Here is an 18,403-nt window from a genome sequence, read left to right as displayed (position 1 = left end):
CAGTCATGCTGATGACTGGCGCTGTTTTTTTCGGCGCCGGCCCCGAATGATCGCTATGACCCGATGGCGCTTCTGACGCAGCTTGACCCACTCGCTACGCACTTCACGGTGGCGTTTGCTGTTAAGCAACAGCAGCGCAAGAAGGGGGAACAGAATGCTCAACACGTAGAAGACTTTATGCGGGCGATAGTCAATCGTCGGCAGAACGCCGAGCAGGCACAGAGTCATCAGTACCACGGGAATCCATACCCAACCAGGATAGCCGCGGGCGATCATGAAGTTGCAATGCGAAGCCAGCAAAGCCAGACCAAGGCCGGTAAAAAATGAATATCTGAGGTTATCCCCGACAGGCATCTCTTTAAAATAACTGTCAAACATCAAGGGAATACCGAACGCAAAAGTAAATATCTGGGCATAAATAGCCATCATAAATGTTGGAAAGTAGCGTTTTAGAAAGTTCAGGAACTCTTGAAGGCTCATCAGAAAAATCATTCAGCGAACTCCTCGTACAAACCCACGGCAATCGTTCTCAAATTTCCAGACGTGGCGCTTCCCATCACCGCAGCGGAGGCTCCAACGACATCTTTTATTTGGGTAAGCGTCGCATGCTTAAGCTCTGCAGATGTAAATCGCTTGGGTAACGCGCCAGACGCCTGCTTAAGCTTCGACATTTTCGAGGTTAACTGCGGGTGATTGATACTTAGCAGCTCCTTGGTCAGTTTCGCGCGTTCTTGCCGACTTAACCCTCTGAGTACATCCCGCCAACTTTTTGCCGTTGCAGCCTTGATGGTTCTTACAAGCTTGACCGTCGTCAGAAACGACGTGCTCGCACCGATAAGAGATATTGCGTCCAAAACAGCTATTGCGCGTTGATACCACTGCTCACTGTCCAACATGTCATTACGTGAAGGCTCGGTCACTTCTTTGTACACCCGATACCCAGCGTTAAAACATTGAGCCGTACTGGCGGCAGTAGCACTGAAGCCAATTGCCACCACTACGGAACTGGTACCGAGTGTAAAAGGGATCGCCGCTGAACCACTTGTCACCACGATCCACCCCAACACCGCACTCGTACACGCCAACCCCATCCCCACCGCCTCAAACACCACCTGCGACTCCCTAGGTTCGTGCTCCAACTGCCGGACAAAATCCAGGCGGGCCATGGACCGTGGCATTTCCCGCAAGATCACTCGCTTGGGTAGCACACTGCAAATTGGCTGAAACTCACGCAAGGTTACCGGCCACAGTTGGTCATCGAGATACACCACCCCTGCCCCGGCAATCGCCGGATCGGCATCAATGCTTGCAAACAGGCGCCGCAGGTCGATGCTGCTTTCAATCCGCTCACGGGTGGTGAGGTGCGCACTGGGAAAACCGTCCTTCAAGAGGCTGGAAGTCATTCCTTTTACTCCGGGATTTCACAAGAGCGCAGAGCCTAAAGAATCCATATCCCGAAAAAATGTCGGAGGTTTTACTTTTTCTCGACAGGCACTTCCTGATCCTGTTCCCACCTCTTGTAGGCCATCGCGCGAATAGGAAAAGTACGCCCCACGCCACTACCGGTGAACACAGGAACAGGGAGCGACAATGGCCGTTGATATGTTTTTAAAGCTGGGAGACATCAAGGGTGAGTCCAAGGACCAGGCACACCGAGATGAAATCGAAATCAACAAATGGGGATGGCGCATGACCCAGTCGGGCAACATGCATTCCGGCACGGGCGGTGGTGCGGGCAAGGTCAATATGGGCAACCTGGCGATCAGCAAGGCCCTGGACAAGTCCACGCCCAACCTGATGATGGCCTGCTCCACCGGCAAGCATTATCCCGAGGCAAGGCTTGTGGTGCGCAAGGCCGGCGGCAGCAGCGCGGTGGAATACCTGGTGATCACTTTGAAGGAGGTGATGGTGTCGTCCTACGAGACCACTGCGGTAACGACGAGCGACGTGCTGACCGAAGAAATCAGCCTGAACTTCGCCAAGGTGGAAGTCAGCTATCAGCCGCAGAAGTCGGATGGTGGCAAAGACGGGGGAGCGATCAAGTACGGATGGAATATTCGCGAGAACAGCAAAATGTGACCCGGAAGCGGCGTGCGTCAGGCACGCCGCTCGTTGGCTGGCAGGCTACCGCCCGGTTCCGCTGTTACAGCGGGTCACTTTTGAAAGTGAGCCCAAACGTAACCAAAAGGCTCTTGCTCGGTGTGCTCACTCCGGCTTTGGAGCGTGGTTTAACGGGGCGCCTAAGATCAAGATCAAAAGCAGATCAAGAGCACAGCGGCCTACCGGCCGGCTTGAGTGTTGTAAATCAAAAGATAATGCGGGCACGGTCCAAATGTGGGAGCGGGCTTGCTCGCGAAGGTCGTTAACGATGACGCGGGCATTCTGGATGAACGCGGCGACCTCAGGTTTTTCCGCGAGCAAGCCCGCTCCCACAGAAAAGCAGATCTGTTTTCGCTCTGGTCTTTGCTTATGCTTTTAACACTCAAGCCGGCCGGGAGGCCGCTGTGCTTTTGCTTTTGATCTGACTGCCCCAATCAGCCCGAGGCCGAACGCAGGTATTGCGCAGCGGGTAAACCGGCAGGACGCCGGTTTAGCCGCGCCGGGCCATGGATGGCCCGTCGCGGCGGCCCGCGGAGTAATGCCGGAGTGAGGGAACGCCGAGCCTAGGCGAGGCGCCGACAGGCGGGGCAGAGCGCTTTGGTTACTTTGCCGCTTTTGCAAACTGACTCGCTGTAAGAGCGAAACCATAGGTGGCCGTTACCGAAGAAACGGATATGTACCCAATCAATCACCCCACCATCTCCCGAACCCGATACCACAACATCCCCAACGCCAACAGCGGCGAACGCAACACCTTCCCCCCCGGGAAAGTCATATGCGGCACCTGGCTGAAAATATCCAACCCCCGGCTCTGCCCAGCCTGAATCCCCTCAGCCAATAACCGCGCACACCAATGCGTCACGTTAAGGCCATGCCCCGAATACCCCTGGGCATAGAACACATTCGGATGCTGCTTCAGGCGCCCCACCTGGGGAAAGCGATTGGCGGTGATGCCGATCTTCCCCCCCCACTGAAACTCAATCGCCGTATCCACCAACTGCGGAAAAACCTTGAGCATCTTCGGCCGCATATACCCCGCGATATCCACCGGATCACGCCCCGAATAATGACAAGCCCCCCCAAACAACAACCGCCGATCCGCCGAAAGGCGGTAATAATCCAACCCCACTTTCTGATCACACAACGCCAGGTCCTGCGGAATCAACTGATCAGCCACCCCAACCGACAGCGGCTCGGTCGCAATGATGTAGCTCCCCGCTGGCAGCACCTTGCCGCTCAACTTCGGCTCCAGTTCCTCCAGATGCGCATTGCACGCCAGCACCAGGTTGCCGGCGCGCACGCTGCCAAACTCGCAACGCACCTGCACCGTGTCGCCATGGATCAACTCCAGCACCGGGCTGTCTTCAAAGATCCGCACCCCAAGGGATTCGGCCACACCGGCCTCCCCCAGCACCAGGTTCAACGGGTGCAGATGCCCGGAGCCCATGTCCACCAGGCCACCGGCATACAAGCCTGAGCCAACCACCTGCGCCATATCCTGCGATGCCACCAACCGCGTTTCAGGCGCATACCCCAAGGCAGCCAGGCTCTCCAGCTCCCCCTGAAACGCCGCAAACTGCGCCGGCGTATTCGCCAACTCGCAAAACCCCCAGCGCAAATCACACTCAATCCCGTGCTCGCGAATCCGCTCGCCCACCAGCGCCACCGAATCGATCCCGGCCTGCTGCAGGTAACGCACACCCTCCTCCCCCACGTACCTGGCAAAGCCCGATACGTCATGCCCAATCCCGCGTATCAACTGCCCGCCATTGCGCCCGCTGGCGCCCCAGCCAATCCGCCGGGCCTCCAGCAGGATCACCGAAAGCCCGCGCTGGGCCAGTTCGATGGCGGTGTTGACCCCGGTGAACCCACCGCCGATCACACACACATCGGCGGTCAGGTCAGCCCCCAGCGCTGGGCGCCGGGGCATGGCGTTGGCCGAAGCCAGGTAATAGGAACGAGCGTGGTCGGAGGAGGAACGGTTCATTTGTTGGTCTTCACTTTGCTCCAGGACCGCGTCATCAAGCGCATGACGGCGGGCGTCGGGGTGGTGGAAATGTAGAGTTTGTCGAGCACTTCCTGGGACGGGTAGATCTCGGGGTTGTTCACCAGCTCGGGGGCCATGAAGGCCTTGGCCGCCGGGTTCGGGTTGGCGTAGCCGACGCTGGCGCTGACCTTGGCGATCACTTCAGGGTCCAGCAAGTAGTTGATAAAGGCGTGGGCGGCTTTCGGGTTGGCGGCGTCCGCCGGGATGGCCAGCAGGTCGAACCACAGGTTGCTGCCTTCCTTGGGGATCGAGTAGGCGATGTTCACGCCGTTCTTGGCTTCCTTGGCGCGGTTGGCCGCCTGGAACACGTCGCCGGAATAACCGAAGGCGACGCAGATATCACCGTTGGCCAGGTCCGAGATGTACTTGGAGGAATGGAAATAAGTGATGTACGGCCGCAGGGTCAGCAGCTTGGCCTCGGCCTGTTTGTAGTCTTCGGGATTCTCGCTGCGCGGGTCCTTGCCCATGTAGTTGAGGATCGCCGGGAACAGTTCATCCGCCGAGTCGAGGAACGCTACGCCGCACTCGTGGAGCTTCTTGATGTTCTCCGGTTCAAACAGCACGGCCCACGAGTCGATATGGTCAATGCCCAACACCTGCTTGACCTTGTCCACGTTATAGCCGATGCCGTTGGTGCCCCACAGGTACGGCACCGAATGCTCGTTGCCCGGGTCGTTTTTCTCCAGCAGCTTGAGCAGCTTGGGGTCGAGGTTCTTGAAGTTGGGTAGCTGCGAACGGTCCAGCTTGAGGAACGCGCCGGCCTTTACCTGGCGCGCCAGGAAGTGGTTGGACGGCACCACCACATCGTAGCCGGTACGGCCGGCGAGCAGTTTGCCTTCCAGGGTTTCATTGGAGTCGAACACGTCGTAGATCACCTTGATCCCGGTCTTGGCCTGGAAGTCGGCCAAGGTGGTCTCACCGATGTAGTCGGTCCAGTTGTACACACTGACCGTCTGCGCGGCGTGGCCCGCGCTGCTGAACAACGCCGCCAAGGCCAGCGGGAGAAGCTTTTTCACCAGACGCATATCGACACCCCTTTGCTTGATTGATTTTTATGTATTCATCCAGCCATTCTGCCCGTAGCAGCTGTCGAGCCTTGGCGAGGCTGCGTAGCGTTGTATCAGACACAATTGCGGTGGGCCCGACGCAGCCTCGCTAAGCTACGGACGAGTCGTCAGACGCTCAGCAGCAGGAATTCACGTTCCCAGGAGCTGATCACCCGCTTGAAGTTCTCGTGTTCGGCGCGCTTGACCGCGACGTAGCCGCGCACAAACTTGTCCCCCAGGTACTGCTTGACGGTGTCGCACTCTTCCATGCGCGCCAGGGCGTCTTCGATGGTGATCGGCAGGCGCAGGTTGCGGCGTTCGTAGGCACGGCCTTCCACCGGGGCGCTGGGCTCGACCTTTTCGATCATGCCGAGGTAGCCGCACAGCAGGCTGGCGGCGATGGCCAGGTACGGGTTGGCGTCGGCGCCCGGCAGGCGGTTTTCCACGCGCATGGCGTCGGGGCTGGAGCTCGGTACACGCAGGCCGACGGTGCGGTTTTCTTCGCCCCACTCGACGTTGACCGGTGCCGAGGTGTCCGGCAGGAAGCGGCGGAACGAGTTGACGTTAGGCGCAAACATCGGTAGCAGCTTGGGGATGTACTTCTGCAGGCCGCCGATGTGGTTGAGGAACAGTTGGCTCTTGTTGCCGTGCTCATCGACAAACACCTGCTTGCCGGTGGCGATCTCCACCACGCTCTGGTGCAGGTGCATGGCGCTGCCGGGCTCGTCGGCCACCGGTTTGGCCATGAAGGTGGCCGCCACGTTGTGCTTGAGTGCAGCCTCGCGCAGGGTGCGTTTGAACACGGTGATCTGGTCGGCCAGGTCCAGGGCATCGCCGTGGCGGAAGTTGATTTCCATCTGCGCCGGGCCGTCTTCATGGATCAGCGTGTCGAGGTCCAGGCCCTGGGCTTCGCACCAGTCGTAGACGTCTTCGAACAGCGGGTCGAACTCGTTGGCAGCGTCGATGGAGAATGACTGGCGGCCACTTTCGGCGCGACCGGAACGGCCCAGCGGGGTCTTCAGCGGCAGGTCCGGGTCTTCGCAGCGCTGGGTCAGGTAGAACTCCATCTCCGGCGCGACAATCGGCTGCCAGCCCTGGTCGGTATAGAGTTGCAGGACCTTTTTCAGCACGTTGCGCGGCGACAGTTCGATGGGATTGCCCTGCTTGTCGAAGGTGTCGTGGATCACGATGGCCGTCGGCTCGATGGCCCATGGCACCACGTAGGTGGCGTTGGACACCGGGCGGCAGATCATGTCGATGTCGGCCGGGTCCAGCAGGTCGTAGTAGATGTCGTCGTCGACAAAGTCCCCGGTTACCGTTTGCAGCAACACACTTTCCGGCAGGCGCATGCCTCGCTCATGCAGGAACTTGTTGGTGGGCGAAATCTTGCCGCGTGCGATGCCAGTCAAATCACTGATCACGCATTCGACTTCGGTAATCTTGTGTTCTTTCAGCCAGGCGGACAGCTGATCGAAGGGGGCGTTCATAAGGACCTCGTCATGGGTTGGATGCTGCGCCGCGGGCTTCCCTCGCGGCGCATTGAGGTCTATCTTGGGCCAGCCGTCCAACGGCATCTATCCACTTTGCGCCAACCACAACGCACCAATAGAGTGCGCCCAGGTTACCCATGACACAGGCAACAGCTTTGCGCGTACAGGCCTTCACCACCGGTGATGTGGCCGCTCAATGCAGTGCGACACCCGGTTGGGTGCAGCAGTACCAGCAAATGTCCCCGGGGCATTTTGCCGGGCAGATCCGCTATCTCGACCTGCAAGGTGTCGAGGTGTACGAAGAGCGGATGAACACCCGGGTGGAGCAGAACTTCAACGCGCCGCCGGGTTCCCTGGCGTTCTGTTTCGATGGCAGCGACAACGCGCTGTACGTGCTCAATGGCGAAAGCCGCAACACCTGGATCACCCCGGAAAACTACCGCGAAGTGGCAGTGGTGTTCGGGCCGCAGTTTGTCCAGCGCCATGGTCTGGATGTGGCGAAGCTGGAGGGGTTGTTCATGGCCCCGCTCAACTCCCTGCAAAACCCGTTGTTCAGCCGCTGGCTCAGCGGCACGCTGACGCGGCTGTCGGCGACGCTTGACCCGCCGAGTCGTGATGCCCTTACGCAACAGTTGCTCGACGACTGCCTGTTCATCCTCGACAACGCCTGCGTGTGCCTCGACAAGGGCTCATTGCAGCGACGCACCGAGGAGCGAATCATCATGGCGCGCATTGGCGAATGGGCGGCGGATGTGCCGGATGAAACCGTCAACCTGCTGCAGCTGGCGCGCATTGCCGGGGTGCCGTTGCGCCAGTTGCAGCACGGGTTCAAGACGTATACCGGGATGAGCCCGGCGCAGTGGTTGCGGTTGCGCCGGTTGAACAGTGCACGGCGGGAGTTGTTGAACCCGCCGTCAGTGGACACCACCGTGGCGGAGGTGGCGATGAATTGGTCGTTCTGGCATTTGGGGCGGTTTTCCAACAGCTATCGGGCGTTGTTTCAGGAGTTGCCCAGCGAGACCCTGAAGCGCCACCAAAAACACCGCTGGTCTTGAAGATCGTTCCCACGCTCCGCGTGGGAATGCATCCTGTGACGCTCCGCGTCACCCTCGGGACGCGGAGCGTCCAGGGCGGCATTCCCACGCGGAGCGTGGGAACGATCAGGTCCGAAGAAACGCCAGCATCAACTGATTCACTCGCTCCGCCGCCTCCAACTGCACCATATGCCCCTGCCCCGGCAGTATCTCCACCTGAGCCTCCAACCCCTGGGCATGGCTCGCCGGAATGATTGCGTCCTCACTGCCCCAGATCACCAGGCTCGGCTGCTGCCCGACAACGTTGCGTAGATCCACCAACTGCCGACCACCGCTGAACAACGCCCCGGTGATCTGCCGCAACGCCTGCTCCACACCCTCCAGGCGCTTGAACTTGAGCATGTCTTCCAGCATCTGCCGAGTCACCAGCGCCGGATCGCTGAACAGTTGAACCAGTTGCGGCTTGAGTGCATTGCGATTGCTCGCGTCGATAAAACCTTGCAGGTAATCACTGTTGATCTGCGTACCCAATCCAGCGCTGGCGATCAGGGTCAACGACGCCACACGCTGCGGTGCCACCCGCGCGAGGTTCAGGGAAACCAGCCCGCCCATGGAATGCCCGGCGAGGTGTACCCGGTCAACCTTCAGATAATCCAGCAGTGCCAATACCGCCTGGCTCAGCTCTTCAAGCTCGCCCGTTTGCAGGTACTTGCCCGACTCGCCATGCCCCGGCAAATCCAGGGCGATCACCCGCCGCTCAGCCGCGAGCACCGGGTGATTGAACAGCCAGTTATTCAGGTCGCCACCAAAGCCGTGCACCAGCACCAGCGGTGTGCCGCCCTCCCCGAGGTCCAGATAGCGCAGCAGGCGCCCGCCCACCTCGACCTTCTGTGCCGATGGCCCGCTGGCTTCAGCCTCGGCGGCACTGGAAACGAACCCCGCCTGGAACGCCTCGATCACCCCATCAATCTCGGCCTCGCTGGCCTCGCCTTCCACCACGATTGCCAGCAATGCCCCCACGGGCAAGGTCTCATCGCTCTGGGCCAACACCCGTCGCAGCACCCCGCTGAAGGGTGCCTCGACACTGCTGGAAATCTTGTCGGTCTCGACATCCAGCACCTCTTCACCCTTCTCCACCCGGTCGCCCGGCTGCTTGAGCCAGACATCAACCCGGCCCTCGGTCATCGACAGCCCCCACTTGGGCATGGTCAGTGTATGGATCATGCGGCATTCCTCTTGTCGGCAATCTTCAGCACCGCAGCTTCGATCTTCGCCGCGTTGGGGATGTACAGGTCCTCCAGGGCATCGGAGAACGGCACCGGCGTGTGAGGCGCGGTGACCATTTCGATCGGCGCGCGCAGGAAGCCGAACGCCCGTTGCGCCACCAATGCACTGATGTCCGTGGCAATCGAGCAGCGTGGGTTGGACTCGTCGATCACCACCAGGCGCCCGGTTTTCTCCACGCTTTCAAGGATGCTGTCTTCGTCCAGCGGGCTGGTGGTGCGCAGGTCCAACACTTCGCAGTCGATACCCTGGCGCGCCAGATTGGCGGCGGCTTCCAGGGCGATGTGCACCATGCGCCCGTAGGTCACCAGGGTTACATCGTTGCCTTCACGCACGTAGTTGGCTTCGCCGAACGGCACGGTGTACAGCTCTTCCGGCACTTCGCCCTGGAGGCTGTAGAGCATTTTGTGTTCGAGGAAAATCACCGGGTCGTTGTCGCGGATCGCCTGGATCAGCATGCCCTTGGCGTCATAGGGCGTGGCCGGGCACACCACCTTGAGCCCGGGAATATGCGTCCACATTGAAGTGAGCATCTGCGAATGCTGGGCCGCCGCACGCAGGCCGGCGCCGTACATGGCGCGCACCACCAGCGGCGTGGTGGTCTTGCCACCGAACATATAGCGAAACTTCGCCGCCTGGTTGAGCAACTGGTCGAGGCAGCAGCCGATAAAGTCGACGAACATCAACTCGCACACCGGGCGCATGCCACGGGTGGCTGCACCGACGGCCATGCCCACATAACCGACCTCGGAAAGTGGCGCGTCGAGCACGCGGTCGGGGAACTCCGGATACAGCCCCTTGGTGACGCCGAGCACGCCGCCCCAGGCGTCCTGTTCACCGGGCGAACCGGTGCCGCCGGACACGTCCTGGCCGATGATGAACACGCTCTGGTCGCGGCGCATCTCCTGGGCCAGGGCTTCGTTGATTGCCTGCTGATAGCTGATTTTTCTAGCCATGATGACTTCTCCACGGATTGTTTTTGTAGTGGGTGGCGGTTAGCGGTAGGCGACGTAGACATCGCTCAGCAGGTCGGCGGCCTGGGGTTTGGGATCGGACTTGGCCAGGCGCACGGCGTCTTCGATCAGCTGCGCGACTTCGGTGTCGATGCGTTCGAACTGCGCTGCGTCGAGCCAGCCTTCGGCGGTGCAGCGCTGGCGAAACAGGCTCAGGCAGTCGCCGGTTTCCCGCAGGTTTTTCACTTCGTCCGGGCCGCGATAGGTTTGCGCATCGCCTTCGAAGTGGCCGTAGAAACGGCTCAGTTTGACCTCCACCAGCGTCGGCCCTTTACCGCTGCGGGCACGCTCTACCGCAACGCCGAGGGCGGCGTGCACGGCAAAAAAGTCGTTGCCGTCGACAATCACCCCCGGCATGCCAAAACCCACGGCGCGCTCGGCAATGTCCTTGCAGGCCACCGACCAGCCGGACCCGGTGGCTTCGGCATAACCGTTGTTCTCGGCCACGAACAGGCACGGCAGGTTCATGATCGAGGCCAGGTTCATCGCTTCGAACACCGCCCCCTCGTTGGAGCCGCCGTCGCCGAAAAACGCGACCGCCACCCCCGCGCTGCCCTTGAGCTTGGCCGCCAGGGCCGCACCGGCCGCCAGCGGCGCCCCGGCACCCACAATGCCGTTGGCGCCGAGCATGCCCTTCTCCTGGTCGGCGATGTGCATGGAGCCGCCCTTGCCGCCGCACACCCCGGTTTTCTTGCCGTAGATCTCGGCCATCATGCCGAACACGTCCACACCCTTGGCGATGCAATGGCCGTGGCCACGGTGGTTGGACGCGATGCAATCTTCATCGTTGAGGTGGGCCATGACCCCGGCGGCGCTGGCCTCCTGGCCGGCATACAAATGCACGAAACCGGGAATCTCGCCGGTGGCGAATTCCACGTGCAGGCGTTCTTCGAAATCACGGATGGTGCGCATCACGGTGTAGGCATGGAGCAGTTGATCGGTGGACAGGTGAGTGGACATCTTGTTGTTCTCCAGGTTGTCTCGACACACAAAAGGCTGGATCAGGCCAGCTGCAAGGCACTCAGCACGGCCTGTGCCAATCCGCTGGAAAACCCGGGAAAGCCTTGACCCAGAGCAGTTGCCTGGAAGCGTGGACGTGCCACTGTGGACCGTTCAATGAGACGCGCCGTTGCAACCTGCCCGCAGCGTCTGCGGCGCAATGAGACGCTGCGTCTCACCTCGGGCAGTTGGTCAGGCCGGCCTTGTTCCTCCCGGCCCATGGGCGCTTAATGGCGGGCATAACAACAAGGATCGAGAACCGGAGGCTTCAATGCTCGCCGTGAACTCCAAGGACCATGTCGACTGTGTCAGCCGCGTGGTACGCAACGCCGACCGACTGCCCCAGGCTCCGGTGCCGTCGCTGATTTTTGATTCCTGGCGCCGCTCCATGGAGCAGCACCACCTCGACCCCGGTTCACTGCAAGGGCCGCGCATCCTCACCAGCACCCTGCTCAAGGAATGCCGCGAACGCGCCGAACTGTTCATGCGCATCGCCAGTGAGGAAGTCGGGCAGATTCACAACCGGGTGCGCCACGCCGATTACTGCGTGATGCTCACCGACGCCCAGGGCCAGACCATCGACCACCGCGTGGACGCCGGCATTCGCAACGACTGCCGCAAGGCCGGCCTGTACCTCGGCACCTGCTGGTCGGAAGCCGAGGAAGGCACCTGCGGCGTGGCCACGGTGCTGACCAGCAAGGCCGCGGTCACCGTGCACAAGCGCGACCACTTTCGTGCGGCGTTTATCGGCCTGACCTGCTCTGCCGCACCCATCTTTGATCCCCAGGGCAACCTGCTGGGCGTGATGGACGCCTCCGCCCTCAAATCGCCGGATGACCGGCGCAGCCAACACCTGGTGCGGCAGATGGTGGCGCAAAGCGCGCGGGCCATCGAGAACGCGTTTTTCATGCACAGCGCCCGGCAACATTGGGTGTTGCAGGCCCACAGCACGCCCGGTTACGTCGACAGCCAGCCGGACATGCTGCTGGCGTGGGATCAGGATGGGCGGCTGCAAGCCTTGAACAGCAAGGCGCGGCAGGCCCTGAGATTGCGCTTCGGGCAGTTGCCGGAGCATATCGGCGAAGTGTTTGACCTGGACGCGTTGCGCGCCGTGACCGATCAATCGACGCAGCAGTTGCATTGGCTCGGCGAGCCGGGGGCGTTGCAGGTACGGGTCAGCGCGCCGCGGCGTAAGGCTGCACGTGCGACGGTGTCTTCGAGTCATCAGGTAGACCCGCGAGTAGAAGAACATCTGCGCCTGGCCGTGCGGGTCAAGGACCGCAACCTGCCGGTGCTGGTCCAGGGCGAAACCGGCGCCGGCAAGGAAGTGTTTGCCCGCCAGTTGCATGAACGCAGTGCCCGTCGCGACGGCCCCTTTGTGGCGGTGAACTGCGCGGCGATCCCGGAAAACCTGATCGAGAGCGAACTGTTCGGCTACGTGGCCGGGGCATTTACCGGTGCCTCCAGCAAGGGCATGACCGGGCTGCTGTTGCAGGCCGATGGCGGCACGTTGTTTCTCGACGAGATCGGCGACATGCCGCTGGCGTTGCAGACGCGACTGCTGCGGGTAATGGCCGAAGGTGAAGTGGCGCCGCTGGGCGGGGCAAAAACCCGGGCGGTGGATATCCAGGTGATCTGCGCCAGCCATCGGGACTTGGCGGCGCTGGTGAGTGCTGGAAGCTTTCGCGAGGATTTGTATTTCCGGTTGGGCTGTGCGCGGTTCTGTGTGCCGCCATTGCGCGAGCGCATGGACAAACTGGCATTGATCAATCGACTTCTGGAGCAGGAGGCGCGGCACAGCGGTGTTGCGGTCGGGATCGCGGCAGCGGCGCTGGAGTCGCTGCTGGGTTATGCCTGGCCGGGGAATGTGCGGCAACTGCGGCATGTGTTGGCGTATGCGTGTGCGGTGTGCGACGGCGGGACGATTCAGCTGGCGGATTTGCCGGTGGAAGTTCGTGGTGACGCGGTTGCGGTGGAAACATCGGAAAGCGTGAGTCCTGAGCGGCAGTTGGTGCTGGACGCACTGATTCGGCATCGGTGGAAGCCGCTGGCGGCGGCGCAGGCGTTGGGGATTTCCAGGGCGACCTTGTATCGGCGGGTTAACCAGCTGGGTATCGACATGCCCGGCAAGCACTGACCCAACACGGTCAAAAATGTGGGAGCGGGCTTGCTCGCGAAGGCGGTGTACCAGTCAACATTTCCGGTGACTGACACTCCGCCTTCGCGAGCAAGCCCGCTCCCACATTTTTTGACCGAGTGATTCCGCCGGCTCAGCGGTACAGAATCCCGCCATCAATCAACGGCGATTGCCCGGTCATGTAATCCGAATCCGGCCCCGCCAGGTACGACACCAGCCCCGCCACATCCTCCGGCGTTTCCGCCCGGCCCAACGCAATCCCGTCTACATACTTCTTGTACGTCGCCCCCACCTCGGCGCCGGTAATCTCGGCCATGCGTTTGTCGATCTCGACCCACATATCCGTGCCCACCACACCCGGGCAGTAGGCGTTGACGGTAATCCCGTCACTGGCCAGTTCCCTCGCGGCGGCCTGGGTCAGCGCACGCACGGCAAACTTGGTGGCCGAATACACCCCCAGCAACGCAAAGCCTTCATGGCCGGCAATCGAGCAGGCATTGATGATCTTGCCCTTCTGCTTCAGCGCCTTGAATTTCTTGCCTGCGGCCTGGATGCCCCAAAGCGTGCCCTGCACGTTGATACGCAGCGTGCGGTCGACCTGTTCCGGAGTCACGTCCAGCAGTGCGTCAATCTGTGCGATGCCGGCGTTGTTGACGATGATGTCGAAGCCGCCCAGGGTCTGGTGGGCATGGTCCACCGCCGCGACCACTTGCTCCAGCTTCGAGACATCGGCGACATACACCGAGGCCTTGCGCCCCAGTGCAACCACCTCGGCCGCCACCGCTTCAATCTTCGCGCTGTTGATGTCCACCAACGCTATGTCGGCGCCATCCCGCGCCAGGCGCAGGGCGATGGCCCGGCCGATGCCTTGCCCGGCGCCGGTCACCAGTGCAACTTTTCCAGCGATACTCATGACGATCTCCTTCAACGGTGAGAGAAGCCTTGTCTATCGCAGTTGCCAGGGGCCGCTGTCGAGCAGCAGCAGGATTGATCTGCGGGCTGAGACGGGACGTCTCAAAGCGAACCATTCTCGAAAACTTGTAAAACGCCGCCGTTATGCCTAGCTTATGCGCCCTCCGCTCTGCGCTCTCAGGCCTTCCCCCATGGTTTTGCGTCTTCGCCCCGCTGCCCCTTCACGTTTTGCCCTCGGCCTGTTGCTCAGCGCAGGTATTGGAAGCAGCCAGGCGGCTGATATCGAGCTGCCGGAGGTGAAGGTCCAGGGCCAGGATGAATCCGGCTATAACACCGACACCGCGTCGGTGGGCGCTTTCAATGAGGCGCCGTTGCTCGACACGCCGGCCTCGATCGCGGTGTTCAACGAGTCGTTGATCAAGGACCAGCAGGCGCGCTTGCTCAGCGAAGTGCTGCGCAATGACGCCTCGGTGGGCGACAGCTATGCGCCCATCGGCTACTACGAAAACTTCGTGGTGCGCGGTTTCTCGCTGAATGCCGCCAGCAGTTACAAGATCAATGGCCGCACCATCACCGGCGAGCAGAACGTTGCCCTGGAGAACAAGCAGCGCGTGGAGCTGCTCAAGGGATTGTCGGGTATGCAAAGCGGGATTTCCGAGCCCAGCGGCGTGATCAATTACGTGACCAAGCGCCCGGAGGATGTGCGCTCGGTGACGGTGTCCACCGATGATCGCGGCAGTGGTTACCTGGCCACCGACGTGGGCGGCTGGTTTGGCAGCGAGCAGCAGTTCGGCCTGCGCGCCAACGTGGCCCATGAAGACCTGCATTCCTATGTCGAACATGCCAATGGCCACCGGGATTTCCTGTCCCTGGCGTTCGACTGGAACATCAGCCCCGACGCGGTATTGCAGCTGGATGCCGAGTATCAGAACAAGCAACAGCGCTCGGTGCCGGGTTATCAGCTGCTGGGCGGGACCGAGGTGCCGCACGACGCGTCGCCGAAAAAACTGCTGGGGCATCAGAGCGGTGCGAATCAGGTAGGGATTGATTCGCTGAACCTCAACGGCAAGTTTGAATATCGCTTCAGTGACCAGTGGAAAGGCAGCGTCAGCGCGGCGCGCAGCAAGGTGGTGATTGATGATTACAGTTCGTTTGCGTGGGGCTGCTACGGGTCCGCGAGCTGTGCCGGGGCCAAGGTACCAAACTACTTCAGCCCGGAAGGCAACTACGATATCTACGACTTCCGCAGCCCTGATGACACCCGGCGCGATGATGAAATCCAGGCCGCGATGACCGGGTTGTTCAATACCGGTGGCCTGGGGCATGAGTTGACGTTTGGCAGCAGTGCGTTTCGGCGAGTGGTGGACAAGCGCGAATCGGTCAACGAGATGATTGGCTCCGGCAATATCAATCAGGACCCGGAAAACTTCGCGCCCACCGATAAGCCCCTGAACGATAGCCATCGCAACCTCGACAGCCGCCAATACGGCCTGTTCGTCACCGACCGCATCAGCTTCAACGAGCAATGGCAGACCATCGTGGGCGGCCGCGAAGTGCGCCTGGACGAAAAGGCTTTCGATGATCAGGGCAACGAGTCGCGCCACACCCGGCAGTATGTGTTCCTGCCCCAGGCGGCACTGATCTACAAACCGATTGAAAACCTGTCGCTCTACACCAGCTACAGCAAAGGCCTGTCCCTGGGCGGTACCGCGCCGTGGTTTGCCCTGAATAAAGATGAAACCCTCGCCCCGACAGTTTCCCGCCAGATCGAAGCCGGGGTGAAATACGACTGGCGCCGCATCAGCTTTGCCGCCGCGATCTTCCAGACTCGCCAGGCCTATCAATACGCCAGGCCGGACGACTCTGGCGACTACACCTACGTGCAACAGGGCGAGCAGAAAAACACCGGCCTGGAATTGTCCGCCAACGGCTGGGCCACCCAGCGCTTGCAGATCGCCGCCAGCGTCGCGGCCATCCGTGCACGGGTGACGGGCAGCGGCACGCCGGAATACGAAGGCCATCAGGCGATCAACGTGCCGAAACTGCGGGCCAGTCTGTACGCCGACTACGCCCTGCCCTGGGTCGACGGCCTGGCGCTGCTCGGCGGCGTGCAATACAGCGCCAACAAGTACGCCAATCGCACCGGTGATGTGGAAGTGGGCGACTACGCCATCGTCAACGTCGGCAGCCGCTACACCACCAAACTCGATGGCTATGAAACGGTGTTTCGCCTGAGCGTCGACAACCTGTTCGACAAGCGTTACTGGCGCGATGCCGGCGAATACATGGGCGATGACTACCTGTTCCAGGGTGCGCCGTTGACGGCGCGCTTGAGTGCCACGGTCAATTTCTGACGGTACGCGGGATCGCCAGGCATAGCGCCACCAAGGCGCACACCAACAGGGTCCAGCCCAACTGCTGGACCCAGGCTGCCAAGGTCAACCCCACCCCGATCACCAGGTAATACAGCAAACCGAACAAGGCACCGGCGGTGCCAAGGCGGTCGCGATAAGCCGTGAGTGCCGCCCCCAGGACATTGGGAATCGCCATGCCGAAGGCCATGACCACCAACAGCATCGGCAACACGAACAGCCAACGGTCCTGTAACAGCACCACCAGCGCGCTGCCCACTAACATCACGCCACCGGCTGCCAGCACCAGCTGTTCGCTGCCGGCCCCGCGCTTGAGCAACCCCTTGTTGAGCCAGGCCCCAAGCCCCGATCCCAACGCCAGCAGGACGCCGCTGTAGCCGAACTGCTCGGCAGACAACCCCAGGCGCTGGAACACAAACGGCCCCAGGCTGTAATAGCTGAACAGCGAGATATTGAAGACCGCGACCAGCCCCACCGAACGCCACAGCGCCGCATCCTTGAGCATCAGGCCCAGGGTGCCGCGCAACGACGCTGTGGGCAGCGAGGCCGGGCGGGTTTCCGGCAAGGCCCACAGGCACCAGGCCAATAACGTCAGCGCCAGCAGCAACAAGCCTGTGAGCACCCCGCGATAGCCAAAGTGCTGCACCAGGCCCGCGCCAGTGAACAGGCCAATGGCGGGGCTGGCCGCCAGGGCAATGCCCACGACTGAAAACACCTGCGCCAGTTCGGCGCCACTGAAGCGGTCGCGCAGCACGGTTTGCGTCACCACCGACCCCACCGCCGCACCAAACGCCGCCACCGCCTGGGCCAGCAACAGGCCGTTGAACGCACGCACGCCCAAGGCCAGCGCTGTGGCCGCGCCATAAAGGGCCAACCCGGCCAGCATCACCGGGCGCCGGCCGAAGCGGTCACACAAGCGTCCCCACACCACGACCCCGAACGCGAAGGCCAGAAAGTACACCGACAAGGTCTGCCCCGCTGCCTCGGGCCCTACCGCAAACGCCTGGCCGATATCCGCCAGCGCAGGGCTATACAGGGTTTGTGCGATCTGCGGGAACATCAGCAGCGCCACCGCCAGCACCAGCAATTTTTTCAACATCATCCAGACGCTCTTCACGAGTAAACAGGCCAGGGAGTCTAAACAGCGGCAGCTGGCGTATTATCCAGACTTTGACACCTTATCAATGAAATCGGACATCCCATGGCATGGCTGGCGGCGCAGACACCTTTCGATCCCGACCGCTTCGACGCGCCCGTGGTGGGCATCGCCGCCCTGCTGGGTGATCACGACTCCGGTGTACATCAGCATCAGCGCGGGCAATTGCTGTTCACCCAACAGGGCTGCACGCGCATTACCCTGGCCAACCAACTGTGCCTGTTGCCGCCCACTCGGGCAGCGTGGATTCCCGGCGGTGTGCCGCACCGGGCAGTGATGCAACAGACCGTGGATTACCGTTCGGTGTATGTCAGCCCGGCATTGGCCGGGCAGTTGCCGGCACAAGTGCGGGTGATTGAGGTGAGTGCGCTGCTGCGGGCGGTGCTGGAGCCGATGGCAATGGCGGCGTTCGACACCGATTGGCAACAGGGCAAATACGCGCATTTGCTGGCGCTGTGCCTGAGTGAAATCCGCGAGGCAGTCGAGCAACCGCTGCTGCTGCCCCTGCCCACGGACAAACGCCTGGCGCCGTTATTGCAGAACCTCGACACCCTGCCGCCGGAGCTGCAAGCCTTGCAACGCCAGGTGGCCGCCAGCGGCAAAACCATCGGCCGGATCTTCCTGCGGGAAACCGGCATGGGCTATCAGCAATGGCGCCAGCAGTGGCGCCTGATGCGCGCCATCGAGCTGCTCGCCACCGGGCGCAGTCTCGGGTACTGCGCCTTTGAGTTGGGCTTTGCCAGTGACAGTGCGCTGATCGCCTTCTTCAAGGCCATGACCGGCGCCACGCCACGGGGTTACTTCAAGTGAATG

At 61.6% G+C, this 18,403-nt stretch carries 15 protein-coding genes; 5 read left to right on the top strand and 10 right to left on the bottom strand.

Translation table 11 applies throughout. The features are described from left to right. Window positions 1–3: 3 nt before the first annotated feature. Together QF039_RS07675 and QF039_RS07670 are read right to left on the bottom strand one after the other, a co-directional pair. On the bottom strand, window positions 4–492 hold the full coding sequence (locus QF039_RS07675) for a hypothetical protein (RefSeq protein WP_307517249.1): 489 nt from the start codon (window positions 490–492) through the stop codon (window positions 4–6). Beyond that, window positions 489–1,403, bottom strand: a complete 915-nt coding sequence (locus QF039_RS07670) for an NAD synthetase (protein ID WP_307517248.1) — start codon at window positions 1,401–1,403, stop codon at window positions 489–491. Before QF039_RS07670 ends, QF039_RS07675 begins: the two co-directional genes overlap by 4 nt. Before the next feature lie 187 nt (window positions 1,404–1,590). Here QF039_RS07670 and QF039_RS07665 point away from each other — a divergent pair, with 187 nt between their 5' ends. Further along, a complete protein-coding gene (locus QF039_RS07665) occupies window positions 1,591–2,079 on the top strand; it encodes a type VI secretion system tube protein Hcp (protein WP_017475247.1) in 489 nt (162 codons plus the stop codon). A 709-nt stretch (window positions 2,080–2,788) separates the two neighbouring features. Here QF039_RS07665 and QF039_RS07660 read toward each other — a convergent pair. The 3 genes from QF039_RS07660 to QF039_RS07650 all read right to left on the bottom strand — a co-directional run bounded on the left by QF039_RS07660 (window position 2,789) and on the right by QF039_RS07650 (window position 6,680). Continuing rightward, on the bottom strand, window positions 2,789–4,087 hold the full coding sequence (locus QF039_RS07660; protein ID WP_307517247.1) for an FAD-binding oxidoreductase: 1,299 nt from the start codon (window positions 4,085–4,087) through the stop codon (window positions 2,789–2,791). Next, window positions 4,084–5,172, bottom strand: a complete 1,089-nt coding sequence (locus QF039_RS07655; protein WP_003219153.1) for a polyamine ABC transporter substrate-binding protein — start codon at window positions 5,170–5,172, stop codon at window positions 4,084–4,086. Before QF039_RS07655 ends, QF039_RS07660 begins: the two co-directional genes overlap by 4 nt. 149 nt (window positions 5,173–5,321) lie before the next feature. After that, the gene (locus tag QF039_RS07650; RefSeq protein ID WP_003219154.1) at window positions 5,322–6,680 is read right to left on the bottom strand and encodes a glutamine synthetase family protein; all 1,359 of its coding nucleotides are present in this window, start codon (window positions 6,678–6,680) and stop codon (window positions 5,322–5,324) included. 140 nt (window positions 6,681–6,820) lie between these two features. On the opposite strand from QF039_RS07650, the gene QF039_RS07645 reads away from it, so the two are divergent. Then, entirely contained in the window at window positions 6,821–7,738 is a 918-nt protein-coding gene (locus QF039_RS07645; RefSeq protein WP_087694147.1) for a helix-turn-helix domain-containing protein, read from the top strand. 105 nt (window positions 7,739–7,843) lie between these two features. Here QF039_RS07645 and QF039_RS07640 read toward each other — a convergent pair whose 3' ends face one another. Genes QF039_RS07640 through QF039_RS07630 form a run of 3 tightly spaced genes read right to left on the bottom strand, consistent with a single transcriptional unit; the run spans window position 7,844 to window position 10,974 of the window. Further along, complete coding sequence (locus QF039_RS07640; RefSeq protein WP_177041334.1) at window positions 7,844–8,941, bottom strand: acetoin dehydrogenase dihydrolipoyllysine-residue acetyltransferase subunit; 1,098 nt, start codon at window positions 8,939–8,941, stop codon at window positions 7,844–7,846. After that, on the bottom strand, window positions 8,938–9,957 hold the full coding sequence (locus QF039_RS07635) for an alpha-ketoacid dehydrogenase subunit beta (protein ID WP_003219158.1): 1,020 nt from the start codon (window positions 9,955–9,957) through the stop codon (window positions 8,938–8,940). Before QF039_RS07635 ends, QF039_RS07640 begins: the two co-directional genes overlap by 4 nt. Before the next feature lie 39 nt (window positions 9,958–9,996). Beyond that, complete coding sequence (locus QF039_RS07630; RefSeq protein WP_003219159.1) at window positions 9,997–10,974, bottom strand: thiamine pyrophosphate-dependent dehydrogenase E1 component subunit alpha; 978 nt, start codon at window positions 10,972–10,974, stop codon at window positions 9,997–9,999. Window positions 10,975–11,284: 310 nt separating this feature from the next. Between QF039_RS07630 and QF039_RS07625 the strand changes: the two genes are divergently transcribed. Continuing rightward, a complete protein-coding gene (locus QF039_RS07625; RefSeq protein WP_003219161.1) occupies window positions 11,285–13,150 on the top strand; it encodes a sigma-54-dependent Fis family transcriptional regulator in 1,866 nt (621 codons plus the stop codon). A 133-nt stretch (window positions 13,151–13,283) separates the two neighbouring features. On the opposite strand, the gene QF039_RS07620 is transcribed toward QF039_RS07625, so the two are convergent. After that, a complete protein-coding gene (locus QF039_RS07620) occupies window positions 13,284–14,063 on the bottom strand; it encodes an acetoin reductase (protein WP_008430737.1) in 780 nt (259 codons plus the stop codon). A 190-nt stretch (window positions 14,064–14,253) separates the two neighbouring features. Here QF039_RS07620 and QF039_RS07615 point away from each other — a divergent pair, with 190 nt between their 5' ends. Beyond that, on the top strand, window positions 14,254–16,416 hold the full coding sequence (locus tag QF039_RS07615; protein WP_307517246.1) for a TonB-dependent siderophore receptor: 2,163 nt from the start codon (window positions 14,254–14,256) through the stop codon (window positions 16,414–16,416). Here the strand turns inward: QF039_RS07615 and QF039_RS07610 are convergent. Further along, on the bottom strand, window positions 16,406–17,536 hold the full coding sequence (locus QF039_RS07610; RefSeq protein WP_307517245.1) for an MFS transporter: 1,131 nt from the start codon (window positions 17,534–17,536) through the stop codon (window positions 16,406–16,408). The genes QF039_RS07615 and QF039_RS07610 overlap by 11 nt on opposite strands. A gap of 99 nt (window positions 17,537–17,635) precedes the next feature. Here QF039_RS07610 and QF039_RS07605 point away from each other — a divergent pair, with 99 nt between their 5' ends. Beyond that, on the top strand, window positions 17,636–18,400 hold the full coding sequence (locus QF039_RS07605) for a helix-turn-helix transcriptional regulator (protein ID WP_307517244.1): 765 nt from the start codon (window positions 17,636–17,638) through the stop codon (window positions 18,398–18,400). Window positions 18,401–18,403: the final 3 nt, after the last annotated feature.

The sequence above is a fragment of the Pseudomonas sp. W2I6 genome (genome assembly GCF_030815935.1).
Lineage (GTDB): Bacteria > Pseudomonadota > Gammaproteobacteria > Pseudomonadales > Pseudomonadaceae > Aquipseudomonas.
This window is presented reverse-complemented; position numbering and strand designations above follow the sequence as displayed.